The organism is Pseudomonas kielensis, from assembly GCF_014236655.1.
GTDB classification, from domain to species: domain Bacteria; phylum Pseudomonadota; class Gammaproteobacteria; order Pseudomonadales; family Pseudomonadaceae; genus Aquipseudomonas; species Aquipseudomonas kielensis.
Window position 1 is genome coordinate 41,662 of the sequence record NZ_JACMYG010000001.1, and the last position, 24,387, is coordinate 66,048.

Annotated in this window: 20 protein-coding genes and 2 pseudogenes; 7 read left to right on the forward strand and 15 right to left on the reverse strand. The window is 53.7% G+C overall.

The window, feature by feature from the left end; all coding sequences use genetic code 11:
- Positions 1 to 6 precede the first annotated feature (6 nt).
- From H7995_RS00190 to H7995_RS00200, 3 genes and pseudogenes are all read right to left on the reverse strand, one after another.
- A pseudogene (locus H7995_RS00190) lies at positions 7 to 539 on the reverse strand (NUDIX hydrolase).
- 91 nt (positions 540 to 630) lie between these two features.
- The gene (locus H7995_RS00195; RefSeq protein WP_185817792.1) at positions 631 to 1,482 is read right to left on the reverse strand and encodes a universal stress protein; all 852 of its coding nucleotides are present in this window, start codon (positions 1,480 to 1,482) and stop codon (positions 631 to 633) included.
- Positions 1,483 to 1,493: 11 nt separating this feature from the next.
- Positions 1,494 to 2,981 (reverse strand): SulP family inorganic anion transporter, encoded by a 1,488-nt coding sequence (locus H7995_RS00200; protein ID WP_185817793.1) that lies wholly within the window; start codon positions 2,979 to 2,981, stop codon positions 1,494 to 1,496.
- Positions 2,982 to 3,578: 597 nt separating this feature from the next.
- Between H7995_RS00200 and chrA the strand changes: the two genes are divergently transcribed.
- Both chrA and H7995_RS00210 read left to right on the forward strand, forming a co-directional pair.
- Positions 3,579 to 4,772 carry a chromate efflux transporter gene (gene chrA / locus H7995_RS00205; protein ID WP_342345324.1) on the forward strand — a complete coding sequence of 398 codons (1,194 nt, stop codon included), beginning with the start codon at positions 3,579 to 3,581 and terminating at the stop codon, positions 4,770 to 4,772.
- A 290-nt stretch (positions 4,773 to 5,062) separates the two neighbouring features.
- Positions 5,063 to 5,614 carry an arsinothricin resistance N-acetyltransferase ArsN1 family B gene (locus tag H7995_RS00210; RefSeq protein ID WP_032894875.1) on the forward strand — a complete coding sequence of 184 codons (552 nt, stop codon included), beginning with the start codon at positions 5,063 to 5,065 and terminating at the stop codon, positions 5,612 to 5,614.
- A gap of 26 nt (positions 5,615 to 5,640) precedes the next feature.
- Here H7995_RS00210 and H7995_RS00215 read toward each other — a convergent pair whose 3' ends face one another.
- The 7 genes and pseudogenes from H7995_RS00215 to H7995_RS00245 form a co-directional block, all read right to left on the reverse strand.
- On the reverse strand, positions 5,641 to 6,714 hold the full coding sequence (locus H7995_RS00215) for an ArsO family NAD(P)H-dependent flavin-containing monooxygenase (protein ID WP_185817795.1): 1,074 nt from the start codon (positions 6,712 to 6,714) through the stop codon (positions 5,641 to 5,643).
- 37 nt (positions 6,715 to 6,751) lie between these two features.
- Positions 6,752 to 7,174: an arsenate reductase (glutaredoxin) gene (gene arsC / locus H7995_RS00220; RefSeq protein ID WP_185817796.1), complete on the reverse strand. Its 423-nt coding sequence runs from the start codon at positions 7,172 to 7,174 to the stop codon at positions 6,752 to 6,754.
- Positions 7,175 to 7,193: 19 nt separating this feature from the next.
- Positions 7,194 to 7,907, reverse strand: coding sequence for an arsenical resistance protein ArsH (gene arsH, locus H7995_RS00225; RefSeq protein WP_054092739.1), 714 nt, complete (start codon positions 7,905 to 7,907; stop codon positions 7,194 to 7,196).
- Positions 7,908 to 7,954: 47 nt separating this feature from the next.
- Positions 7,955 to 8,425: an arsenate reductase ArsC gene (locus tag H7995_RS00230; RefSeq protein WP_185817797.1), complete on the reverse strand. Its 471-nt coding sequence runs from the start codon at positions 8,423 to 8,425 to the stop codon at positions 7,955 to 7,957.
- Between the two features lie 16 nt (positions 8,426 to 8,441).
- Positions 8,442 to 9,725 carry an arsenic transporter gene (locus tag H7995_RS00235; RefSeq protein WP_185817798.1) on the reverse strand — a complete coding sequence of 428 codons (1,284 nt, stop codon included), beginning with the start codon at positions 9,723 to 9,725 and terminating at the stop codon, positions 8,442 to 8,444.
- 24 nt (positions 9,726 to 9,749) lie between these two features.
- A complete protein-coding gene (locus H7995_RS00240) occupies positions 9,750 to 10,106 on the reverse strand; it encodes a metalloregulator ArsR/SmtB family transcription factor (protein WP_185817799.1) in 357 nt (118 codons plus the stop codon).
- Positions 10,103 to 10,526: pseudogene (locus tag H7995_RS00245) on the reverse strand (arsenate reductase ArsC). Before H7995_RS00245 ends, H7995_RS00240 begins: the two are co-directional and overlap by 4 nt.
- A gap of 141 nt (positions 10,527 to 10,667) precedes the next feature.
- On the opposite strand from H7995_RS00245, the gene arsN2 reads away from it, so the two are divergent.
- The 4 genes from arsN2 to H7995_RS00265 all read left to right on the forward strand — a co-directional run bounded on the left by arsN2 (position 10,668) and on the right by H7995_RS00265 (position 13,752).
- Positions 10,668 to 11,120, forward strand: a complete 453-nt coding sequence (arsN2, locus tag H7995_RS00250) for an arsenic resistance N-acetyltransferase ArsN2 (protein WP_244647546.1) — start codon at positions 10,668 to 10,670, stop codon at positions 11,118 to 11,120.
- 72 nt (positions 11,121 to 11,192) lie between these two features.
- Positions 11,193 to 11,561: a hypothetical protein gene (locus H7995_RS00255; RefSeq protein ID WP_185817801.1), complete on the forward strand. Its 369-nt coding sequence runs from the start codon at positions 11,193 to 11,195 to the stop codon at positions 11,559 to 11,561.
- A 61-nt stretch (positions 11,562 to 11,622) separates the two neighbouring features.
- A complete protein-coding gene (locus tag H7995_RS00260) occupies positions 11,623 to 12,792 on the forward strand; it encodes a DUF3800 domain-containing protein (protein WP_185817802.1) in 1,170 nt (389 codons plus the stop codon).
- Between the two features lie 90 nt (positions 12,793 to 12,882).
- Complete coding sequence (locus H7995_RS00265) at positions 12,883 to 13,752, forward strand: hypothetical protein (RefSeq protein WP_185817803.1); 870 nt, start codon at positions 12,883 to 12,885, stop codon at positions 13,750 to 13,752.
- 262 nt (positions 13,753 to 14,014) lie between these two features.
- On the opposite strand, the gene H7995_RS00270 is transcribed toward H7995_RS00265, so the two are convergent.
- Positions 14,015 to 14,779 carry an SIR2 family NAD-dependent protein deacylase gene (locus tag H7995_RS00270; protein WP_185817804.1) on the reverse strand — a complete coding sequence of 255 codons (765 nt, stop codon included), beginning with the start codon at positions 14,777 to 14,779 and terminating at the stop codon, positions 14,015 to 14,017.
- 84 nt (positions 14,780 to 14,863) lie between these two features.
- A complete protein-coding gene (locus H7995_RS00275; protein ID WP_185817805.1) occupies positions 14,864 to 15,685 on the reverse strand; it encodes a site-specific integrase in 822 nt (273 codons plus the stop codon).
- A gap of 306 nt (positions 15,686 to 15,991) precedes the next feature.
- On the opposite strand from H7995_RS00275, the gene H7995_RS00280 reads away from it, so the two are divergent.
- Positions 15,992 to 16,873: a restriction endonuclease gene (locus H7995_RS00280; RefSeq protein ID WP_342345325.1), complete on the forward strand. Its 882-nt coding sequence runs from the start codon at positions 15,992 to 15,994 to the stop codon at positions 16,871 to 16,873.
- Positions 16,874 to 17,006: 133 nt separating this feature from the next.
- On the opposite strand, the gene H7995_RS00285 is transcribed toward H7995_RS00280, so the two are convergent.
- The 3 genes from H7995_RS00285 to H7995_RS00295 all read right to left on the reverse strand — a co-directional run bounded on the left by H7995_RS00285 (position 17,007) and on the right by H7995_RS00295 (position 24,302).
- Positions 17,007 to 18,563 (reverse strand): DUF5677 domain-containing protein, encoded by a 1,557-nt coding sequence (locus H7995_RS00285; RefSeq protein ID WP_185817806.1) that lies wholly within the window; start codon positions 18,561 to 18,563, stop codon positions 17,007 to 17,009.
- Between the two features lie 116 nt (positions 18,564 to 18,679).
- Positions 18,680 to 23,170 carry an NACHT domain-containing protein gene (locus H7995_RS00290; RefSeq protein ID WP_185817807.1) on the reverse strand — a complete coding sequence of 1,497 codons (4,491 nt, stop codon included), beginning with the start codon at positions 23,168 to 23,170 and terminating at the stop codon, positions 18,680 to 18,682.
- A 211-nt stretch (positions 23,171 to 23,381) separates the two neighbouring features.
- A complete protein-coding gene (locus H7995_RS00295; RefSeq protein ID WP_185817808.1) occupies positions 23,382 to 24,302 on the reverse strand; it encodes a DUF808 domain-containing protein in 921 nt (306 codons plus the stop codon).
- Positions 24,303 to 24,387 lie beyond the last annotated feature (85 nt).

Here is a 24,387-nt window from a genome sequence, read left to right on the forward strand (position 1 = left end):
GTCCTCTTAACCGCGAATCGTCACCAGCAATTCGGATGCGACTTTTTTCAGCATGAAAGTTTCGCGCTGAATGGACTGCCCCATCGATGACTCCTGGCGCTGCATCCGGCTTCATTGTGCGTTATGGCTTCATGCAGGTTGATCCAAACAGGCCGCATTCCATTTGCGATTTCATGACTTTCCATTCTGACTGGCTCTAGCTGGGAGGCCACTTCGCATATATAAAAGTGCGAAGTCATGTGCATCAGATCGTATTGCGGCTTCCAGTAGGGCCGGTACTCTTCGATATAGCCATAGTGCTGGAGCACCTTAATCTCACGGGCACCCGTCTCTTCCTCAAGCTCACGCTTCAGGCCTGTGACAATGTCCTCGTCGTCATCAAGACCGCCGCCAGGGAAGCTAAAGTCGTTATAGCGCTCAGTGAACAGCAACAGGATCTGTTCGTCCCGCAACACGATGCCGCGTGCGGCATGACGGCGGAACACCCTGCCTTGTTTGGATTTCAGCTCTGGATGAATAATTTCGGTAATGGGTTGCATGCTGTCTCGTTACGACTCAATCAGGTAATCATCGTCTAAAGTAACCACAGTATTTCTGACGTTTGGAAATACTGTGGTCGGGGACGCTATCTCAGCGAAGCAGCAACACAGGCATGGTGGCTGTTCGAAGCATTGTCGTAGTCGTGCTGCCTACCAGAAACTGTCGGATGCGTGAGTGCCCGTAGGCACCCATCACCAGTAGATCAATTCCGTGCTCTGACTGATAAACGTGCAAAGCCGCTTCCACGTCTCCTTGTCGGATTTCTGCATGGACTTCAAAACCTGAGGAGATAAGCATGCTCCTGGCTTTCTCCAGCGCCTCTCGGTTGTCTTCCAAATCAGCACCAACCATAACAAGATGAATTGGTAGCCCCTCACAAAGCTGGCTAGCGGCGAACATCTGGACAGTTTTGTAGGCCGTAGGGCTGCCGTCAAAAGCGACCATTACCTTTTCAGGTCTTCTGTAGCTGCTTGCTGTGATCAAAATTGGACGGTGAATTGTGCGTACGACAGCTTCAATTTGGCTGCCGAGGCTTTGAGCACCGCGATTGCTGTTTTCGCCCACTCGCCCAATTACCAGCAGTCGAATCTCAGCCTCAAGCTCGCTCAGGCTTTCTACCAGATGGCCGTGGCGTTGCTTCAGCTCAGGAAAAGCAGCGCCCGAGACTACAGTTCGCTCCCTGGCTTTCTCGAGCGTGTGCTGCCCTTGCTCCAGAGCAAGCCTGGCGCGCTGCGCATCTAATGTAGCCAGTTCCTCAAGCAGGTGCTCTCGACTTCCAAGACCAATATTTCCACTCAGGTCTGCCGCTGCCGGATATTTCTCTTCATCCAGTACATGCAGCAAGGTAAGAGGCGCACCTAACTTTTGCGCCGCCCATGCTGCGTAGTCGCAGACCGCCAGTGAGGACTGTGAGTAATCAATGCATGCCATTACGTGGGTCATTGTTTATCTCCTTAGTGGCTCATGAGCTTGTCGATGGCGTCAGGTTTGTCATGCACGCCAAAGCGGTCAACGATAGTGGCGCTGGCTTCATTCAGGCCCAGCACATCTACCTCTGCACCTTCACGGCGGAACTTGATGACCACCTTGTCCAGAGCTGCAACCGCAGTGATATCCCAGAAATGGGCTTGGGTAAGGTCGATGGTGACTTTGTTGAGAGCTTCTTTGAAGTCGAAAACGTTGGTGAACTTGTCGGCTGAGCTGAAGAACACCTGACCTACAACGCGGTAAATGCGGTGTGACTCTGCCTCTTCAAGACTGCTCTTGATATCGAGATAGTGTCCGACTTTGTTCGCAAAGAACAGTGATGCCAGCAGCACGCCTACCAGTACGCCATAGGCCAAGTTGTGCGTTGCTACAACGACCACAACAGTCGCGACCATGACAAGGTTGGTCGACAGCGGGTGCTCTTTAAGATTACGCAGCGAATCCCAGCTGAAGGTGCCGATGGACACCATGATCATCACGGCAACCAATGCCGCCATCGGGATCTTGGACAGCCATTCGCCCAGGAACACGACCATCAGCAGCAAGAAGATGCCCGCGCATAAAGTTGAGAGGCGAGTACGACCGCCGGACTTCACGTTGATGATCGACTGGCCAATCATGGCGCAGCCCGCCATGCCACCGAGCATCCCGGCTGCGATGTTTGCAACGCCCTGGCCCTTACATTCGCGGTTTTTGTTGCTGGTGGTATCGGTCAGATCATCGACAATGGTCGCGGTCATCATGGACTCAAGCAGGCCTACAACTGCCAGAGCCGCTGAGTACGGGAAGATGATGCGCAGGGTTTCAAAGTTCAGCGGGACTTCAGGCCAGAGGAAAATCGGCAGCGTGTCCGGCAGTTGGCCCATGTCGCCCACGGTGCGGATATCGAGTCCCAGGTACATCGCGATAGCGGTCAAGGTCAGGATGCACACCAGCGGCGAGGGAATCAGCTTGCCGATCTTCGGCACATACGGAAACAGGTAGATGATTCCGAGACCCGCTGCGGTCATGGCGTAGACGTGCCAGGTGACATTTGTGAGTTCAGGCAACTGCGCCATGAAAATCAGAATCGCCAATGCATTCACGAACCCGGTGACCACTGAGCGCGAGACAAAGCGCATCAATGAGCCAAGTTTCAGGTAGCCCGCGAGGATCTGGAGTACCCCACAGAGCAAGGTTGCAGCCAGCAGATACTGGAGCCCGTGATCTTTTACCAAGGTAACCATGAGCAGTGCCATGGCACCGGTAGCCGCCGAGATCATGCCAGGGCGACCGCCGATGAAGGCAATCACGGCACAGATACAGAAGGATGCGTAGAGGCCGACCTTAGGGTCGACGCCGGCGATGATCGAAAAGGCAATAGCTTCCGGAATCAGCGCGAGTGCGACTACGATTCCCGCGAGCACGTCTCCGCGAACGTTGGAAAACCACGTTTGTTTAATTTTTTGCAGCATAGAAATATCCAAGGCAAAGCATCGCGCACGCCAAACGGACGGCGAGCGAATCGATACAAATTCAAATTTTGAGGATTTTTTCGCTGTGTGCTTTAGGTGTAAAACCGGGCGTACAGCAGTGAGCACCCGCGAGCGAAGCTAGCGGAAGCAAGGTGTTGCGAGGGGGCGTAGCGCTAAGGCGGCGTAGGCTGCCAGTAGATCGTTTGGAGTACAGTCATGCTGATGTTCCTGTAGCTCAAAGGGTATGCAGAACCGTCAGTATACATTGAAGCCGCCGTTGATTGCGACTCCGTGTCAAGCTCCACGAGCATTGAATGCTGAAAGAGAGCTAGCTGAAGAGCAGGTTTTTGAGCAAAGTTTGCGAGTGACGCGGGGGGATAGCCTTAAGTATCTCGCGAGACCCGCTTAGGTCTCTAGCTGGCTTTTCGATTAGGTTGGTACATTATAAAACCAAGTTCACATTCACTCGCAGGGTTAGCCTCGTATGTCTAAGGAAGGCCATCGTTTAGCCCATGTTTAGTTGGCTCCATAGTATTTGGTTTCGTACCGCAATCATTTTGGGAGGGGTGAATATTGTCAGCCGAAGGTAGTGCAACGGTGGTCAAGACTGACGCCCCTTGGACGGTTTTTCTGGTGTTCCTGCGACTAGGACTCACCTCTTTTGGAGGCCCGATTGCGCATCTAGCTTACTTTCGCGAAGAATTCGTTGCTCGACGCCAATGGCTGAGCGAGCGCAGTTATGGGGATTTGATTGCCCTATGCCAGTTCTTGCCGGGGCCCGCCAGTAGCCAGGTTGGCATAGGTTTAGGACTATCTCGCGCCGGGTTTCTTGGAGCAGTCGCTGCGTGGGCAGGTTTCACATTGCCTTCGGCAATAATCCTGGTTTTATTCGCTCAGGGTATGTCCGCGTGGGGAGGCGCGTTTCCGAGCGGTCTTTTGCACGGTCTTAAAATTGTCGCGGTGGCTGTCGTTGCTCAAGCCGTCTGGGGTATGGGCCGTAGTCTGTGCACTGACGCGCCTCGAATAACTATCGCCGTGTTTGCTGCTTATGCTGCACTCCTTTGGCCGCATGCCTGGGGACAGATCGGCGTGATTTTCTTCGGCGCCATCATAGGATTGATCCTCTTCAGAACCGATCAGAACCAGGCTACGGAGTCTTTGCCGGTATCGGTGAGTAGGAAAGTCGGTGTGGTGTCTTTGCTGGTGTTCCTCGGCTTGTTAGTTGGTCTGCCATTGCTGGTTCAGCTGTGGCCCTCACAAGCATTAGCTGTGGTAAACGCCTTCTTCCGCGCTGGGTCATTAGTTTTCGGAGGTGGGCATGTTGTGCTGCCGTTGCTTCAGTCGGCGACCGTACCGAACGGATGGGTAGCCAATGACACGTTTCTTGCCGGATATGGTTTAGCACAGGCCGTACCAGGCCCGCTTTTTACCTTCGCAGCATTTCTTGGCGCGTCCATGAATGCCCAACCTTCTGGTTGGCTCGGGGCTACTGCCTGCGTCATTGCTATTTTTGCTCCTTCGTTCTTGCTCGTAATCGGCGTGCTGCCATTTTGGGAGCAACTGCGGAAAAGCTTACGCACCCAAGCTGCACTTTCAGGCGTAAACGCAGCAGTTGTGGGCCTTCTCCTGGCGGCCTTGTATAACCCAGTCTGGACGAGCGCCATAGTGATTCCTGCAGACTTTGGCTTAGCGCTGATAGCGCTTGTGGCTTTGATGTTCTGGAAGGTTCCTCCATGGCTGGTCGTCCTGGCGGGAGGTCTCCTCGGATGGTTACTCGGCATTGAGTTTTGAGGTCGGCTAAGCGATTCCGTCAGGACGGGTTGTTTAGCGCACGCTTACAGTGTGCTGAGTTGTTGATGCAGCCGATGGATTTGATGAGCCGAAGGGGGCAGAACTGAGAACATGCATTGCGACCTGAATTTCGCGATTAGGCTTCTACGGTCTGAGCTAGAACTAGACGAAAGAGAAGTCCCTAGGTGAGGTAATCAGATTTCAGACTGCGCATTTTTTTTCAAATGGGCGAATGGCGAAAACTGATCCGGGAAAGGTAATGTTCAAATTCTTATTCATGGACGACTTACATGCCAGTCACAATTCGCGCTGCAGTTGTTGCAGATGCACAAGCTATCCAGCGTATTTACGCTCCCATCGTTTCGACAACGGCGATCTCGTTCGAAGAGATTCCGCCAAGCGCTGAGGAAATCGCTCAGCGAATAGCGACGACACTTCAGACATATCCCTACCTGGTGGCCGAAGAAGGTGGGGAGATCAAGGGCTACGCCTATGCCAGCCAGCACCGTGCACGTCCGGCATACCGATGGGCCGTTGACGTAACGGTGTACATAGCCGAATCGGCTCGCCGTCAGGGTGTTGGACGTGAACTCTATGAGACCTTGCTTCCGATCCTTGAAAAACAGTGCTTTCGTGCAGCTTATGCCGGAATCGCACAGCCCAATGAAGGCAGTGTGGGGCTGCACGAGTCGCTGGGATTCGTCCATATCGGCACATATCCGGAGGTAGGCTTCAAGCTTGGGAAATGGCACGACGTCGGCTACTGGCGGCTCGGGCTGTGCCAGGCAACTCCGCCACTGGAGCCTATCCTCTTTCCTGAGCTTGAAGCCGCATCACAGTAGGTACACTCGATTTGCGTCGCGAGCCATCAGGATTCGCCAGTGAGATAGCTTTGGACTTGGTTGACTACATCTCGAGCGGTGCGGGTTACTCCGATCAATGTCGCAGAGGCGAGCCCCGTCCAATCGCCGTAACCCACCAGCCACAGACTGGGTGAAGCAACACTCCGGTTTTCGTTCACAGCCACTTTGCCATCCTGGCCTACAATGCCCAGGCTGTTCAGGTGGTCGAGCGCTGGAGAAAACCCAGTGCACCAGATGACGACATCCACCGCTGTTTCGTCTCCCGATGACCAGACAACGCCTGTTGAAGTGAAGTGCGTGAATGGCCGTACTGCGCTCAATACACCGCGCTCACGAGCGTCCTTCACCGATGGCACCATTACGATGTCGCCCAGCCCTCCAACGGGCTGTTCAGGCTCCACTCCCTCCTGTTGCGCCTTCAATCGAGCAGTAGCTCGTTCGAACAGGGCGCGCCCATCAACCTCATCAGGTAGAAACTTTGGGGCCTCTTGAGTTACCCAGGTTGCCTGAGCCACTTTAGAAACCTCGGCGTAAATCTGGGCTCCCGAGTTGCCACCACCCACGACAAGGACGGTTTTCCCCTCAAACTCATTCGGCCCAACGTAATGAGCGGAATGAAGCTGCTGCCCAACGAACAACTCCTGTCCGGGATAGCTCGGAGTAAATGGGCGGCTCCAGGTGCCTGTTGCACTGATAACCGCTTTGGCATCCCAGTTTCTATCCCCGGAGAAAACCCGTAATCCTTCTTCGATTTTTTCGACACGGGTCACCCTGGTGGATCGGATGATGGGGAAGTCATATCGACGCTCGTACAGAGTCAGATAGTCTATAACATCATCACGGTGAGGCGTTTCTTCTGATACGGCAGGCATCGGCCAGCCTGCAATCGAGCTCCATGCCGATGGAGAGAAGAGTCGCAGCGAATCCCAGCCATGCCGCCAGGCTCCTCCTGGTGCCGACTCCGCATCGAGCATCACGTAAGACAAGCTTGTCCGCTTCAAAAAATAGGCGACTGTCAGCGCAGATTGACCACCGCCAATGACCACAACATCAAGTTTCGAATTCTGACTCACCAGCATCCTCCAGGCTCAATCGCGGCAACTCACCGTCGTCGTATCAGACTCTGCGACCGTGCTCATCAATGACGACTTGTCCGTCTTCTTTGACGAAGCTGCCGCGCTGCTCCTGCGGCAGAAGGTCGAGGACTGCCTCTGACGGACGACACAAGCGTGTACCCAAAGGCGTCACGACGATGGGGCGATTGATCAGGATGGGATGAGCCATCATGGCATCGATGAGCTGATCATCAGTAAGTGACGTGTCGCCGAGTCCCAGCTCCTCGTAGGGAGTGCCTTTAATACGAAGCAGGGCCCGCACCTCGATACCCATATCCTTGATCAACCTGACAAGCGTGGTGCGCTCAGGTGGGGTCTGTAGGTACTCGATAACAACCGGCTCTTCTCCGCTGTTGCGGATCAACTCCAAGGTATTGCGAGAGGTGCCACATTGCGGGTTGTGATAGATCGTGATCTGACTCATACCGTTTCCTCGCGGTGAGTTAAATGGAGCGCTGGTTGACGCGCTTGGACAGCTCTTCAGCTGACTCTTTACGCTCGGAGTAGCGATCAACCAAGTAGTCTTGGCGACCCCGCAACAGCAGCGTGAACTTCATCAGCTCTTCCATCACGTCCACCAGTCGGTCGTAGTACGAGGACGGTTTCATGCGGCCTGCCTCGTCGAACTCGGTGAACGCCTTGGCCACCGAAGATTGATTTGGGATGGTGAACATGCGCATCCACCGCCCCAATACCCGTAGTTGGTTGACCACGTTGAAAGATTGCGAGCCGCCACAGACCTGCATTACTGCAAGGGTCTTTCCTTGCGTAGGTCGAACAGCACCAATCGCAAGCGGAACCCAGTCGATCTGGGCCTTGAAAACTGCGCTCATGGAGCCGTGCCGCTCAGGCGAACACCACACCTGTCCTTCAGACCACTGCATGAGTTCGCGCAATTCTGCGACTTTGGGATGTGTATCCGGAGCATCGTCCGGCAACGGCAAACCCGAGGGATCGAAGATTTTGGTTTCGGCGCCAAACTCCTCCAACAAGCGGGCTGCTTCCTGAGTCACCAACCGGCTGAAAGAGCGCTCTCGCGTCGATCCATACAGAAGCAAGATTCGAGGCTTATGGAGTGACGGTGTACGCGGCTCCAGTTGCTCCAACGACGGAATGTCGATCAGGTCGGCGTGTACGTTCGGCAATGTGTCTTGCATAAAAACTCCTACGGCGGCGCCAGGTTGGGCACCGCCTCGGTTGATCTTTAAAGCGAACCGATGCGATTCAGTTCAGCTTTCAACTGTTCAGCGATTATGGTCTTCAGTGGCAGCGCAAGAAATGCGCTCACGCGCTCGTGAATTTTGGCGAGTGTGGTTTCAAACGCTGCGGTGATCTCGGCTTCCGACCCGCTAGCGTCAGACGGATCGGCCAGACCCCAATGCGCCTTCAAAGCTGGCCCAAAGAAGATTGGGCATGCCTCACCCGCTGCCCGGTCACAGACAGTGATCACGATGTCTGGAGGCGAGCCTTCAAAAGCATCCGAAGCCTTGCTGCTCAAGCCCGCCGTGGAGATACCCGCCGCCTCTAGCGTTTGCAATGCCCGTTGATTCACCCGGCCACTGGGAAAGCTTCCTGAGCTGACGGCTTCTACACCCTCGGGCGCCAAGTGGTTGAAAAGCGCCTCGGACAGAATGCTGCGGCAGCTGTTGTGGGTGCACATGAACAAGACTTTCATCAGACGATTCCTTGATTCAAAAACTGAGGCGCAGTGCCAGGGCGGACAATGTGGCGACGAGGATGGGCACGGTCAGCACGATCCCGGTCTTGAAGTAGTAACCCCAGCTGATCGTTATATTTTTCCGGGCGAGCACGTGCAGCCACAACAAAGTTGCCAAGCTCCCAATTGGGGTGATCTTCGGGCCCAGGTCGCAGCCGATGATGTTGGCGTAAACCATCGCTTGCTGGACTACACCATCGACTTCGGCGGCATGAATGGATAAGGCGCCTACCAGAACGGTGGGCATGTTGTTCATGATCGATGACAGCAACGCTGTTAGCAGCCCTGTGCCTAGGGACGCGCCCCAAACGCCATAGCCGGCGAACACGTTCAGGATTTGCGCGATGTGGTCGGTCAGGCCGGCGTTCTTCAGGCCATAAACAACCAGGTACATACCCAAAGAAAAAATCACCACCTGCCATGGCGCCTCTTTGAGCACCTTGCTTGTGTTGATGGCGTGACCACGAGCCGCGATGACGTAAAGAATGAATGCACAGATCGCTGCAATGGCGCTGATTGGCACCCCCAATGGCTCAATGACAAAGAAGCCGATCAGTAGTAGTGCCAACACCCACCAGCCGGCTACAAAAGTGGCCCGGTCGTGGATTGCCTCGTCCGGATTGTCCAGTTGGTTGAGGTCATAGGTCTTTGGTAAATCTTTGCGGAAAAACCACAGCAGCATGGCTAACGTCGCCGCCACGCTGACGATGTTTACCGGCACCATGATCGATGCATATTCGTTGAAGCCGATATCGAAGTAGTCGGCAGAAACGATGTTGACTAGGTTGGAAACCACCAGCGGTAAGCTCGCCGTATCGGCAATAAAACCGGCGGCCATGACGAATGCCAAAGTAGCCGCAGGAGAAAAACGCAACGCCAACAACATCGCGATCACAATGGGTGTGAGGATCAATGCTGCTCCGTCATTGGCGAACAGGGCCGACACCGCTGCGCCCAGCAGGACGATAAGTGCGAACAGCTTGCGGGTGCTCCCGCCTCCCCATCGGGCCACATGCAGCGCAGCCCACTTGAAAAAGCCTGCCTCATCAAGCAGCAGACTAATGATGATGACCGCGATGAAAGTCCCAGTGGCATTCCAGACAATGCGCCAAACCTCTGGTATGTCGGCAAGGGTAACGACACCTGCCAGCAACGCCACGATGGCACCGAACATCGCACTCCAGCCAACCCCAAGCCCCTTGGGCTGCCAGATGACAAGGACGATGGTGGCGATAAAGATCAATATGGCAATCAGCATTTCATTAATCCGGTTGGGCGTGAATCAGCTACACACGGCTTGGTTGATCGGACGGTCGTTCATGCCGCAGAGGCGCTTAGCCTCGATTTCCAGCCATTGCTGATTGGCGTCTACCACTTCCTTCAAAACTGCAGTCACCCACGCGGGCAAATCAGGATTCAGTCGGTAGTACACCCATTGGCCTTGGCGACGATCCAACAACAAACCGGCAGAACGCAGCAGCGCCAAATGACGAGAAATCTTCGGCTGACTCAGGTCGAGTGCTGCAGTTAGCTCGCATACACACAGCTCACCTTCACTCACGACAAGCAGCGAAATTTTTGCTCGGGTGTCATCCGCCAGGCACTTGAATAAGGTGGTGGGGTTCATGGGTTCTGTCATAGATCCTCCAGGTGTTTGGTCTTGACCAAAACGAAGAGCTTGATGCGCTCGTGGATGTCGTGGAGCGTATGGCGAAATGCGCCAGGATCATCGCTAGTTACTGGGTCAGGAAAATCCCAGGCAATGACTTCACCTGCATTGGGCATTGGTAAGGCACTCGCTTGCGGATTTATCACAAAGAGTGATTACGTAATCGAATCGATCAGCTTGAAACTCGTTGATGGACTTGCTGCGCAGGCCCGTTGCATCGACTCCAACCGCCTCCAATGCTTGAATCGTGCGCAGATCAACCTCAGACGGTTCAGATCCTGCGCTGAAGGCCTCTAAGCGCGAGTCGGTGTGCCGCAGCAAAGCCTCTGCAAGCAGGGAGCGGGCCGAGTTGGCAACGCACACGAAAAGCACTTTGATAGCAGGGCTCATGGTGGAGCTCGATACATATGAAAAATCGAATATACGCTTTGGCGAATATTCGGTAAAGCGAATATGATGTCTGCTGTTTCGGCATGTGCCCTAACGTTCCATGCGTGTCGGCATAGCGGAGATGAGAGGATGGAGGGGGATATGATGATCCAGGCAACGGAAATAGCCGGAGGGCAGTCGCAGCGATTTCGCGATGCGCTGAAATTTGCTGACCTTCCAGCAGACGATATTGATCTTCCAGGCCGAACCTTTTTTGAGTTCACACTGGATAGCGAGACGGTCGCATGGGGAGGATTCGAAACGCATGGTACGGACGGGTTGTTGCGTTCTCTGGTCGTAGTGTCGACATTCAGATCGAAGGGGGTCGGTGTCGCGGTGCTTCGGGTCATTGAAGCGAAAGCCGCCGAGCAGGGAATCGCTCGATTTCATTTGCTGACAACAACTGCTTCAGGCTTTTTTAAGCAGCAGGGCTATGCAGTAAATCAACGAGGCTCTGCGCCACCTCTTATTTCTCAGACGGAGCAGTTCAGGGGGCTTTGCCCTAGCTCGGCTTGCTACATGTGCAAAGCATTATCTGCGAATGCACGAAAGTAGCTGATCACCTTGGTGATGGCTTTTAGCCTCGACGCCAGCTAGATTTGGAGCTTTCTACGATCAAGGATGGATATGAAAAAGCTCATCGCAGTAATGGGGATCTGTGTCGCACTTGGCGGTTGCGCTACGTCCCACTACACCGCAGGGCGAGACTTTCCGTCGGCCAGTGTAGCGAGCATCACCAAAGGCAAAACGACGACTATTGAGTTGAAGTCCCTGTTTGGTGAGCCCTACGCCAAGAGTGCTGTCAGCGAGACTGACGAAAAGTGGATCTACACCTACACCACTGGCTCAGCCCATGCCCAAAGCTACGTGGTCACCATGAAGGTGACGACTACGGGCACTCAGAAAACTCTCGACGTCTTGATCCGAAATGACGTGGTCATCAACTACACATTCAGCGAAGGCCCCGCTCCAGGCAGTACCACTGCGACGAACTAAGTTCGCCACCTTGCCATTGGGCGACCCACCGCGCTCAGTACGTTGTTGATGGAGCAAGCTCATGGACAGAACATATGCTTTCGTGGATGAGTCCGGGAATTCCGACCTTGATACGTCAAAGGGAGGAAGCTCGGGATTCTTCATCGTGTGCTCCATTCTGGTGGCAGAGAAAGATCTGGAAGCTGCTTATGCCCAAGCTGAAGCACTCCGCACGCGTCATTTTCAAACAGGCGAGATCAAATCTAGCAATCTTAAGCCCAAAGATTCAGATCGCCGTGCCCGAATCCTCAACGAGCTAGCTGAGCTGCCATTCAAGCTCTATTTCACCGTCGTTGATAAGTCCCGAATTCACAAAGACGGCGGCCTCCGTATCAAGACCTCGTTCATAAAATACGTGAACGGGTTGCTCTATGAACGTTTGTTTCGCGCATACCCTGACCTCCAGATGATAGTAGACGAGCATGGTGGCCAGGAATTTCAGGAGAGCCTCAAAAGCTACGTTGCAGAACGATTCGTGGACGACCTATTTGGCGATAAGGATGCCTTCCAGACGATGGCCAGTAAGGACAACGTTTTGGTTCAGGTTGCAGATTTCTTCGCTGGCTCAGTCGCTCAGATCTACGAAGAGAAAGCTTCGGAAGAAGCAGTTCTTGCCTACAAGAAAATCCTCCGCAGCCTGACTCTTGGAATGCTTGAGTGGCCATCCAAGTACCAGTCCCTTCTGCCACCGCCTACGAATGAGTCTGGATATGCTGACTACCAGGTACACCAGGAGGCTCTCCGCCAAGCCGACCGTTTTAGCGAGCGGGTAGGTGACCACCCCGATGAAGATGAGCGACTGCAGCTAAGCATTTTGCGGTTTTTGAGATTCCAGAGCGAATTCGTCACCAAGGATTACGTGCTGACTACGGAGATCATGGCCCATCTAAAAGATAGCGGACTGGGAGAGGTCAACGGCCAGAGAATCCGCTCCAGTGGCATTGCCAAACTCCGCGATGCAGACGTCATCATCACAAGTGCGGCGAAGGGTTACAAAATCCCCCAGACACGTGCGGACATCAATGACTTCCTAGAGCGGGCATCCGGAATCGTCGTCCCTCTTCTCGAACGCGTTAAAAAAGCGCGCGATGTGTATCGGCTGAGTAGTCGAGGAGAATATGACATCGTCACTTCCGACCTTGCTGAGCTAGCCAAACTGCTCGCTGCGCTCGATGCATTTGCCGATGATTGAGACATGCCACCCACTCAAGTAACAATTGAGCAGCAAATGAACGCAAAATCACCATTAATGTAAAGAGCCTATCTTCAAGGACTTCTGCGTATGACCAAGCATTACGTCAAGACACAGCCGCTAACCGATTCACAGATTAATATCCTTACTCAAGGTGCTTCTACTTCCTATTACGGTGAAGAACTCCAGTACATGGTAAAAGCCGGATTGATGGAGATAACACTGTATGGCCAGGCAAAATTTGAAGAGGCCTTCAAAGGCCCGGGCATCAGTAGGCGGTTTCGCCCCAGTGCACGCGGTCTCGCTAGCCTTTCACTGGTGGCACCCGAGCGATTTCCTGATGCTGGTTTTCCAGCTCGAGTACAAACGCCGCCTCCGAAGCAGGAGATTTCCTGCTTGGCCCTTGGGTTATTGCTGTACAGCCTAGAATCGGACTGCATGCGCTTTTCCATGACCAGTGCATGCCCAGATGGCATGTATTCTGCGAAGCATGACCTCATTCGGATGGGTTACCTCCATGACCCCATCTCTAACGACCTTTCCTATGGATCTGACGTAGTTAAGTACACGCCAGAGGGCGCCGCAGTGATTACCGGTATTTTGGAGGCTGCGTCTCGCAATTACGGGGCCGATCTGGCCGAGACACGTGAAACGCTTTCGGTGCTCTTCCTTGCAACTGGCGGCTATCACCCAGACCCAGATGCCACCTTTGATACCACACGCGAGCAATGGGCAATCCTGGAAAAGTACAATTTTGCCTCCGTTTCCCGCTCAGACTCAGGGCATGACCAGAGCCTAAAAGTTCATGCTCCTTTTGTGATCACTTGGTTTGAGGGCATCAGCAAACCGTACCCCTACTCGACCTTGGGACAATTTAATCTGAAGATCACAGAGGTTCAAAAAATCTATCCAGAAGTGGTTGCCCAGTTCACAGCTAATCAGGCCTTGGGCGAACTTTGAGCACTAGATGACGGCCACTATGGTCGACTTCTGCCTGCGCTGACCAAACTCAATCAGTCGAAAGTAGCCATTGTAGGCACGCAGTGGCTCCTCCCAAGTAGTAGCATAAGCATCGAGCGCAAGCGGAGCGCGCTGGCCCTCTGGGCCCAAGACTTGAGGATGTAAGCCCGCAGGGCCGAAACCTGGCGCAGCCAGGGTTTGGTTCACGTCAGCCGTGCCCATAGGGCCAAGCCCAAGCAAAAACGATGTGGATCGCCGGCGACTACGAATCAGGATGGTTGCCGAACGCCTCACGAAGAAGGCTCTGCATCATCACAGAGGCGGGGCCTTCGAGAAAGTGCTCTTGGCTGCTGACATCGAAGCGCACAGGATTGATGTGTGCGACAGTCGCCCCCTGTCCCAAAGCGCGTAACGGAAGCTCTGCTGCCGGATAGACAACCCCGGACGTTCCAATCGACAGGAACACATCGCACTCCTGCGCAACTGCGAGCCCTGCGCCCCATGCATCCTCTGGCAGCATCTCACCAAACCAAACGACGCCAGGTCGAACATACCCATCACACGCACTGCATCGCGGCGGCTCAATCCGACTTCCATCTTCAGGCTGGGCTTCAGACGTAAGAGGCAAGGTATGCGCCAGGCCACAATCGATGCACCGAGGCGAATGCAAGCTGCCGTGCAGATGAATCACATCCTGGCTACCAGCGCGCTCATGGAGGTCATCAACGTTCTGGGTCACCACGGTCAGTTTGGGCACATGCATAGCTAGTTCGGCGATAGCGAGATGAGCACCGTTTGGCTGCGCCTGCAGAACTTTATGCCGGCGCCATTCGTACCATCCCCAACACAGTGATGGATCAGCTCGGAATGCTTCGCTGGTGGCGAGCTGCGCTGGATCGAAGCGCTCCCATAGTCCCGTCAATTCGTCTCTGAAAGTCGGGATGCCACTCTCAGCTGATGCACCAGCGCCTGTGAAGACAACAACGTGCTGAGCTTTCCTCAATTGCAGAGCTGGCGTACTGGTCATAATGAGCATTCCTTGGAGCCGGACTTAAGTTGATCTTTGCTAACACAAGCTTCGATCTGCAGCATTGTCCGGATGAGATACGAGCTAACGAGGTTTCCGAGCTTCCCACATCTGCTGGAATGCATCGCTAGTTACCCGGATGCCTACCAGAGTGACAGCCCCATCAATGATGCCAGCATCCCGAGACCACTTAGACAGCAGTCTAGCGAGCTCAAATAAAGACATAGGGTGCTCTGGGCGTCGAGCAGAAGGGAAAAGCCAGTCACCTTCTGAGAGTTTTTCGGCATTTAGATACCGAGCGACTGACCCGTGAGTTGTTGCGGGCAGACCTACATAGCTGAAGTTTCTGCCAGCACTGCGCCAGGTTTTGTAAACCCGGTAAGCGCCGCCTCCGTTGTGACAAATCGAGCTTAGATACTCTATTGGGCGCACGCCCGCCCGCATGCATGAAAACAGCGCCTGGTCTCGCAAGCTTACGGAGGCGTTGATAGCACGCTCCAACGCCTGCAAATCCTCGCTCGTTGGAACGCCTCTAGTTGGCAGTGGCAGGCGGCCCCTGCGGTTCCGTTTGAACGCCATCAGATAGGAGAAAGCAGACGAGCCCACAAAATGTCTGAGTTGTTGTTCGTCGGTGGTCACCTCACTTGCCTCAAGCGCAGCTTGAATACTTGAGAGGATCGCGAGTTTTGCAGTATCTGGCGTAGCCATCAGCGACTCGGGCGAGCCGGACTTCGCACACTGTTCGAGATCGTGATAGTCCTGATAACCCAAGCCCCTAGCCAGAAGGCTTTGAGCGAACGCGAGTTGTACTCTCGATGGGCCGTGCAACAAATTGCGTAGCTGTTTGGCTAAGCTTTTGAAGCCTCGGTTGCTGATTAGATCGTCAGGATAAACAGGAATGCGCATGCGAATCTCCGAGCAGCCAGGGTGTCGGCTGCCCGCTGACTATCGTCGAAATGCGTGCGATAAAGAGGTGTCGCAACCTGTGGCACTTGAGCCTTCACGAGCCGACCGTTTGATCCAGGGAGATCAGAGGCGTAGAAATTAGCATGGCAATCTGCGGAGCGTCTACGATGGTTCCGAAAGATTGGGCTGCCTCATCGATTCAGGGCACTGCGTGACCACCGTTTCGGGGGCATATTGGCAGCTGATTTTTTCAACGGGATTTGGGCTCGGTATCAGATATTGAGCAAGTGAAAATTGAGGAAAGGCGTGGCGAACTTCAAATCGACTGAGATGCGGTTTTTGGACTCGATCTTCGACATGGGTGGAGGATACGTTCTCGACTTTTCCAACCGCACGATGGACGAATTCTTCATGGAGGAGCTTGAAATCGACATCTCGCACGAGATGTTTTCCAAGGACGGCACCTCCAAGGCCAGACGTGTCAGATACCTACTTCAAAACGCCGATCACCCTACGGTAGCTCGAGTGCTCGAAGCTCTCTGGAAGTATCGGCAATCTATGCGAGAGGAGACCAAGGCTGAGGAAACCGTCGTGAACGCTGAGGGGCGATTCGTCTCCCTGCTCAAGTCCGTAAGATCGCCAGGGCAGCACGCCCAAGTGGTACGAAATCCTTTCGCTGCAGCAACGGTCATTGATCAGGGCCAAGTCCTCGATGCTTTGAAGCAGCGCCTGTACGATCTGCGCGTCCTCTCTCCGCAGAAGCGTGGATATGAATTCGAAGGATTTCTCAAAGAGCTTTTTGATTCCTCTAGGCTCCAGGCGCGTTCGCCATTTAGCCTGGTTGGCGAGCAAATAGACGGCAGCTTCCAGCTAGGAAACGAAACATATTTGATCGAGGCCAAGTGGGTCAGAGATCCGATTGGAGCAGCTGAGCTACACACGTTTCAAGGCAAACTCGATCAAAAGGCTGCCTGGGCGCGTGGTGTTTTCATCAGCTATGGCGGATTCACCCAAGAAGGCCTCCACGCATTTGGCAGAGGCCGAAAGGTGATCTGCATGTCCGGCGAGGATATCTACAAAGCACTGGGACGGCGGATACCCATTGCGGAGGTAATTGACCGGAAGGTTAGAGCTGCTGCAGAAACTGGCGCTGCGTTCGTACCCCTGGATGAGTTGTCCAAGCAATGACAAGCACGGCTCGAGATGAAGGGGCCGTGTAATGTGCCCGAAAGGGACACTAAGCCAGTTTTATAGGCTTAATGTACCGATTCGGGATCATTATGAACCTGCAGATCAATCCTGTTTATTCCCAAACCTCATCCTATGCAGGCTCTTTGGGAGCCGCTGCATTATTCTCCTCATCCCTTGGTGCGTCCTCGATCTCGAAGCGCGTATCAAATCCAGGATACGCAGTGTTCACGTCAGCAAGAATGGCATTTACTAAGTGCAGCGCATCAGCGATGGTAGGTTCCAGCATCCGGTGGTATGGCAGTGGGATGCGATGGAACCGATGGAGAGGGTTCAGACAGTGAGTGAAGTTACTGTCCCTTATTGCACCCCATTGTCCATGGACGAAGCCCGAGGCCCAACCGTAGTACCTGTCGTAGTCATCCTTCGTGCCTGACTCCTCTGCTAGCCTGCGAAGATCTTTACCGGCCCAATGGCCCAGATCGATCTCCACGTACTCTTGGAAGTAGTCTTCGTTCGCCAAGGTTTCCAAAGCCTGTTGGGTCACAAACCGAGCCTTCTGACCGGCCATCTCCTCGTGCTTGAGCAGTGCCAGCTTGGCTTGGCCGGCGCCATAGGAGCGGAATTTTTTCCACATCTCGTCGTTCCCACAGCGTACTAGATAAGCCAGCGAGATCCTGCACTCAGTGAGAGATCGAAGCAGTAGCCTTCCGGTAATGGCTGAGCTCAACGGCCCCATGCTCATTTCGGCTAAGCAGGCGAGAGCGAAGAACCCGAACCCGAAAACGCCATCATGTTTCTGATTCAGGCCAGTGGTGCTCAAGCTCGTGAACCAGTGAGCCAGTAAACCTTCACGGACATCATTGATCGTCTTGCCCAAGATTTTGGGGTCATGGGCAGATTCACCTCTGGCCTCCAACGGAGCTGGGAGGCAGTGGGTATGTTCCAGTGTGTAAGCCCAAAATAATTCGGGCCAGAGGCTAGGTTCTTGATCCGGTTTAAGGCTGATTACAGCCATTTCCATGGATCTAATGGAGGGTCGGACTGATCTCATATCTCCCCGGTGTGGATATTCGATAATTTCCTGAATCCGCTCCCTCATCTCCTCCATGACGAAGATTTCCCCTAGCCCTAGCTTGAACAGTACGCTTAACCAGCGCACATCCGTTGCTTCTTGGGACTGGTGGTCAAAGGTTTTCAGTGCCGCCTGGCCAAGGGTCTGCCAGTCGTCCTCGGTTGCTTCAGCAGCGAGTGCTGCTTTCCACCAGTCTCGACCTGGAAGGTTCTCGAGGAGCAGTAACGGACGCAACGCTTGCAAGCCTGAATGGCAGCGGAGCACCCGGCTCACGAGGGCGTCGAAGAGTTCTCTCGGCTGGTTCGGCAAATCAGAGTGGCGAAGCGTCCAGCCCAGTGCTTCTTTTGGCTCCTGTTCACGATCATCATCACGTCGATAGCGAATGCCGATGGAAGCGATGTCCCGAAAAACCTCGATTGCCTCTTCACGGGGAATTACGGTAATGACCAGGCAGGCCCAAAGCATCTCCGGTAGGCGATTGTTCGCCCATGACGAGAAGCTCAACCCTGTGATCTGCATAATGGGGGGTATGAGCGCTTTGCCAACCCTTTTGTGATCTGCCAGTGACGATGTAACTTTCCCGGAGCGATTTGGCTTTTTCTTCCTGTTAGACATGAGCTACTTCCTGTTTGGCTACGCACTGTTCGAACCGTCATCAGTCATCAAGTCGAAGCTGGCCCAGCTAACTAATGCCGAACCTCGACCCGGTGACCACTCCGGCTGCCCCTGATTCAGGAATCCAGGTCGGATACCTCTCCTGGCTCTCCCTTGTCCATATCCCTTTTCCAATGTTGCAGCTGTGGGGCGCGCTTGCTAAACCAAATGACCCCTTCAGATCGACGCCAGGAGGCATGGCTGTTTCCACCGCCTGGCCAAGCGCCCCGCTCTGTGACAAAAATCCATACACAGGACAGACCGTCTTCCTCGAGAAAGGAGTCAAACAGACCCTGATCTATAAAAGCATGAGAGCCGTCGTCAGGACTCTGCCCGCTGACGAAAAGTGTTCTGCCAGAGCTGTCAGCGTATATGTTTGAGTTGGACTGATGCGGCGTCAGCCCTAGTCGTTTTGCGAGCCAGGGTGCAGGTATCAGAGCGTGAGCGCCGTCGTTCAGAGACGCATCTAGATGAGACTCCCAGTGGTAACGGAAACACGGGTAGGCAATCTCAACCTCACCAATATTGTGAAAGTCCATGGTTGACCACTGCTCTTGATCCCACGTCGAACGCCAAGGGGCTTCCAGCAGATAGCCATCGTCCGTCGCATTTCGGGTTGACCAGTTGTCTACTCGAACCTCTTTTTCCATACGGATGTATTTTATGAGTCTCTGCTCATCCTCACGCTTGACGATTACCGGCAGTAAAAAGCGCCATTCCTGTTTTCTAAGCCCATGCTCGCGGCTGGACTTATCTTTGTACCGCTCTGATACCGACCGATGCTCATGTAGGACTATCCAGGCCCGGCCCTTCGCATCCGTCCTGCTGACAAGGCTTGCCATACCCAAAGCCGGATCCTCTTCGAAAGGCCACTTCCCGAGTTCCTGTTCTGAGGTATGTCGCATGGTGATTTCGGATCTGGGAATGGAATCTTCCGGGCTCGGCGCCTCTTCGGAGGCTAGTAGGATTGTCGGATCTATGTCTCGATGGAAACCTACATCGAGAGGCCCAGCATACTGACGCGATCCATGGAGGGCGCGTTCGGACATCCATTTGTTATCCGCAAGGCTGCAGAGAAGCTCATCCAAAGCCAGCCACTGGTATTTCTTACCAATACGCTCAACCAACGGTCTGTCCCGACTGTAATCATGACGCCTGCTCCGATCTTCGGGGAACAAATCCTTCGTCCAACCGAGGCCATAGGCACGCTTTGCGACCCAGCGCTGGGCTGCAGTCACATCGATATGCGGTAGCTGGTCAGGCCGCTCCTCGGGGGCATTGAATCGCGGCTTATATTCCTTGCGATACCTTGCCTTTTCACCTGTGCTCAGCATTCTTAGAAGGAGTGCCTCGCACGCCTTAAAGCTTTCAGAGTAATCAGGTGCAGTTGTGCCCTGCCGGCGCTGAAGAAGATCGCGGAAACGGTTCGGCGTGAAGGCATGCATCATCTCAAGGAGTTCGACGCGTTCAGGGCAATGGTCGATGACTTCTTGCTCAAAAATTTCAGATCTTTCAGAGGGGGTCAGGGGCTCAGGCGTGCTCAGCGAGATATTCAGGAACGAAGTTACGCGAGGTCGTATTTCATAGCAGCCAAAGTCGCCACCCCACTGGGCGCATGAGCTCTGTATCTGAGAGTCACCAGCATGCTTGGCAGCCTTCTCGAGCGCATTTTCTGTAACGGAAAGCCGAATGCTTCTCGAGTTATAGGGTGGACGGGCCTTCTGAATGTCCACGGTTTTCGGCAAGCAGTTTTTGCAAGCTGCGAGCTCGATAATGCCAAGGGCGGCGTCTCGAAGCAGGATGGACGCGGGGACGTCCACTCGGTCGAATACAGCCTTGTAGGCCACCGCAGAAAAGGGGCGCAGAAGCCGTTCACAATTGCTGACACAGCACGCGCCGAAGGCTGCTGTGTGCAGGCGCTCTAGGATATACAAGTCGTCCACTGCGGCGAAGTCATCACAAAGCTTCGCGTACAGAGAATTGTTGCGGATCATCAGGGAGGTAAGCGCTTTGGTGGCCTTGTCCCGCAGCTCCCGATTAGAGCTAGCAAGGAACCATGTGAGGATTATCGCGCAAAGGTACTGTACCTCAGAGTCTGTCTGCTCACTTTGCTCGAGAGCGCTCCACTCTATGAGCCGCCTGGCAGTAGCCCCCTCGTCTAACGGGAGAATATTCGCGTGCACAGTCCAGTATGCGTCCCGCTTCGGCATTTCAAGGACAATTAGCCGCTTATGCAGTGCTTCTGCATTCCAGGGGTGCCCAGCACTCGCGCTGACCTGGATGATAATGTCGAAGTACCCATCTTCAACCTCCAGGAATGCGTTGAATAGCTCGAGCGTCCGGTCGGTGAACGACTCATTATTGCGCCACCTAAGACTTTCTATGAAGGCATCATTGACTGCTGGATCATTCGCCCATGCATTGATATCGCCTGGCAACAGATCGAGCAGCTCTTGATTGAAACGCTCAGGCAGTTGCACCGACAGGGCGTCGACCAATCCCACCCAGTCACCATGAATGCTTTCATCATCATGGATGAATTTCAGGGCACCAGATTTCAGTGCATCAGCAGGATTGATTACCGTCTCCAATATCACTGAGGCCATCAAGTGGTCTTGAAGTCTCTGGAAGCTGAAGCGAACGATGTCTTCAGGGGCGGCAAAAGGATCGGCTCTCCTTTCCCTGGGATCTGGATCAAGCCTGAATAATCCGTTTCTCTGGAGAATTTCAAACCATGTGGTTCCCGGTGGTGCCGGGTATGCGTGGAACCTCCCATCGACGATACGTATAGCGTCGCTATGCGGGACATAGTCCCGTCTGTTTGCAGCCATCTCTGATGCAATAGCAGCGAGTGCCTGGTTCGTCGGCCTTACCAGCTCATCGCTACCATCCCTACCGGCACCCAAGTTGCGAGCAATACTCTTCGTATAGAAAGAAAAAACCTGCTTCGTGCCGACCAAACCCTTGGGGAACCACTTTTGATTTTCCCTTTCAAGAGCAACGCAGGCGCTACGCAAAAAAAGTGGATTTACAAACTCGGCAGCTAACCATGGGGTGTTCGGTTGAGATATGCCGCGCTTTCCCAAGTATATTCGAGCCGCTCTGGACTGCTCTTCCTGTGTCTCAAATCCGCGAATTCGGAACGCCGGAACCTTCTCACTTACCGCAGGAGGGATAATGTAAGGAATGTATTCAGTCCTACAACTGAAGGCCAGCGTTAGGTTCGGGTGGCGTTCGATTCTTGCCACGAACTCTGCAAGCTCATTACGCCAGAGAGTTAATCCAGCCCCCTCATTTACCGCATCTACCAGGATCAATCCGCGCTTGCCGGTAACGTCTGCGGCGGCACTCAGTGCTTGAAGCAATGCGTCAGGATTAATGTCTCCGACTCCCAGGCGCTTTGAGAACTGAGCCCAAACGCTGCCGCCGTTTAGCTGTTGGCCAAGTATCAGGACGACTGCTCTGCCCTCTAATATGGCGTTCTGCGCTACGTTACCCAGCAGATGCGATTTTCCCGTTCCCGCTTTTCCAAATATAAAGATGCTGCGACCTGATTCCGCAGAAATGTATCGACCCTCGATGAGTGATCTGAAGGCGTATGCTGCACCACTGAGATCTCGCAGTCGGTACTCTATATAGTCCAATGAGGAGCTGCTGGACTTTGGTTCCTTCGCCTTCTCTTGCTTCGCTCGCCAAAAAATTCTTTCTAGATCATGAACGCTTTCTGAAATAGACTCGATTATCTCTAAGGCTGCCGCTACAGGCCAGACTCTATAGGCGTCTGAAGTAAATGCGAGGCTAAGTTTCTCCAAGTCAATTGTTTTGGCGTGGAGATTCTCAATAAGCTCTAAGCTGCCTTCGAATGACTGTTCAATGCCTCCAAGTTGGGCGGCTTTATGTATTTTTGAAAAGTGATCCTGGATCTCGGAGACAATGCTATCGTCTCGTAATATGACCTTGAATATTCTTTCAATGCCAACTTCCACATGGTCTTCAGGATGGTATCTTTCGTCCAGCGATTTGACTGCTAGGTCAATGTGATCGGAAAACCATTTTGGTGAGAACTCAACGTCGCCGAACCAATATCTGCGCAACCCCTCCGCATTCGGATGGGTAAGTCGATCCGTGATCTCTGAGGCCGTCCATGCAATAAAGTCGACATGTTTTCCCGGCGCAACGAGCTTTCCCCATGTTTCCTTTCGAGAGTGCCAGCGTTCCCAACCTGTGTTGCCGCCACCTTGCTTGCCAGTCTTATCAGTCAGGTCACAGGGGAGAGCGACAATATACCTGGACAATCCTGGATGCGTTCCCAAGGCTCGCCGCACGGAGTCGTCAATGTTAGCCCAGTTTATATCAGCCGATTTCGTATAGTATTTAGCTTGATAACCAACCTCGCTTCCATCACTGAGCAACCAGTACGCCTCGATTCCCCCATCTCCTCCAGCACCTTCTATTCGCCTAAACTCTGCATCAGCAGCTGGCTGCTCACGTCTGGCTAGCTGACATATGAGTTCTTCAAAGGCGAGGCGTTGTCCTGAGTCCATTCCTCTGATGCGTTTGTAATCCATGATGTGTCCGTGAGAAAAGCTGGTAGGCGTAATGGCAGAATGCCTAGAGTGTACCGTCTTACGAGCCACCAGGATGTTCGTCGCGCTGACTCTCTTGGCAAGGCCTGCGGTTTTCTCACAAGGTTTGCCAACGTTTTTGCGGTTCACACAGTCTCTCAAATTCCCGCCGAAGATGACGCGGGAGCGAGTGCACCTGTTGAGCTCACATGGCCTACGTTGATGCTTTACCAAATAGAATCGCAATGCCCTTAATGACAAGTACCGAAACGAAGCCGACAAACACGCCTACCAGGCTGTGAATGGCTAGTGTTGCGATGGTTTCCCACGACCCTGCCCCAGCGACAAGCTTTTCAGCAAAGTGCTGCATAGGCCCAATGCCTTCTGTAATGAACGCACCCCCGACTAAAAACATGGCAACAGTCCCAATCCAAGACAATGCCTTCATCAGCTTCGGTGCAGCCGACAAGAGCCAACCGCCTACAGACCTCAACATCGAGCCCCATCTACCCTTAGCGTTGGATCTCTGCAGAACAAGGCCTGCATCATCCAAGCGAATGATCCCCGCAACCAAGCCGTAAACGCCGACTGTCATGACCACCGCGATCAGCGCTAGCGTCAAAACCTGTTGGAGCATCGGAGCATCAGTAACGATATTTAGGGTGATGACTATGATCTCGGCGCTAAGAATGAAGTCCGTTCTTACAGCCCCTGCAACCTTCCGCTTTTCATAGGCGGCAAGCTCCTCAGGTGTCTTAGGCATCGTTTTCTTTGGTTGCCCTGTGCCATCTTCACGTCTAGCCGTGATCTTGTCCTTGATAGCCTCAAAGCCCTCATAACAGAGATATGCCCCCCCAATCATGAGCAGCCAGTGAACCGCCGCAGGCAAAAGTGCGTTCAACACCAAAGCACAAGGCACAAGGATGGCTTTGTTTCTCAACGAGCCCTTGAATACAGCCCATACCACCGGTAGCTCTCGGTCGGCTTTCATGCCGGTAACCTGCTCAGCATTCACAGCAAGGTCGTCGCTCAGGACACTAGCTGATTTCTTTGCAGCGACTTTACTCATGAGTGAGATGTCGTCTAGCAGTGTGGCAATGTCATCCAATAGTGCAAACAAGCTACTGCCGGCCATCTAAGGCTCCTTGCGTTGATTTATTCTGTTCCCCCACCAACCTAATGCATACCGATGCTAATGCCCCGCATACGCTCCCTCCGTA

Coding starts and splice junctions, on each gene's coding strand:
- H7995_RS00285 (WP_185817806.1), bottom strand. CDS start 18,563: ATGTCTAACAGGAAGAAAAAGCCAAATCGCTCCGGGAAAGTTACATCG.
- H7995_RS00290 (WP_185817807.1), bottom strand. CDS start 23,170: ATGGATTACAAACGCATCAGAGGAATGGACTCAGGACAACGCCTCGCC.
- H7995_RS00265 (WP_185817803.1), top strand. CDS start 12,883: ATGACCAAGCATTACGTCAAGACACAGCCGCTAACCGATTCACAGATT.
- arsH (WP_054092739.1), bottom strand. CDS start 7,907: ATGCAAGACACATTGCCGAACGTACACGCCGACCTGATCGACATTCCG.
- H7995_RS00270 (WP_185817804.1), bottom strand. CDS start 14,779: ATGACCAGTACGCCAGCTCTGCAATTGAGGAAAGCTCAGCACGTTGTT.
- H7995_RS00260 (WP_185817802.1), top strand. CDS start 11,623: ATGGACAGAACATATGCTTTCGTGGATGAGTCCGGGAATTCCGACCTT.
- arsN2 (WP_244647546.1), top strand. CDS start 10,668: ATGATGATCCAGGCAACGGAAATAGCCGGAGGGCAGTCGCAGCGATTT.
- H7995_RS00210 (WP_032894875.1), top strand. CDS start 5,063: ATGCCAGTCACAATTCGCGCTGCAGTTGTTGCAGATGCACAAGCTATC.
- H7995_RS00255 (WP_185817801.1), top strand. CDS start 11,193: ATGAAAAAGCTCATCGCAGTAATGGGGATCTGTGTCGCACTTGGCGGT.
- arsC (WP_185817796.1), bottom strand. CDS start 7,174: ATGAGTCAGATCACGATCTATCACAACCCGCAATGTGGCACCTCTCGC.
- H7995_RS00275 (WP_185817805.1), bottom strand. CDS start 15,685: ATGCGCATTCCTGTTTATCCTGACGATCTAATCAGCAACCGAGGCTTC.
- H7995_RS00295 (WP_185817808.1), bottom strand. CDS start 24,302: ATGGCCGGCAGTAGCTTGTTTGCACTATTGGATGACATTGCCACACTG.
- H7995_RS00195 (WP_185817792.1), bottom strand. CDS start 1,482: ATGACCCACGTAATGGCATGCATTGATTACTCACAGTCCTCACTGGCG.
- H7995_RS00230 (WP_185817797.1), bottom strand. CDS start 8,425: ATGAAAGTCTTGTTCATGTGCACCCACAACAGCTGCCGCAGCATTCTG.
- H7995_RS00240 (WP_185817799.1), bottom strand. CDS start 10,106: ATGACAGAACCCATGAACCCCACCACCTTATTCAAGTGCCTGGCGGAT.
- H7995_RS00235 (WP_185817798.1), bottom strand. CDS start 9,725: ATGCTGATTGCCATATTGATCTTTATCGCCACCATCGTCCTTGTCATC.
- H7995_RS00215 (WP_185817795.1), bottom strand. CDS start 6,714: ATGCTGGTGAGTCAGAATTCGAAACTTGATGTTGTGGTCATTGGCGGT.
- H7995_RS00200 (WP_185817793.1), bottom strand. CDS start 2,981: ATGCTGCAAAAAATTAAACAAACGTGGTTTTCCAACGTTCGCGGAGAC.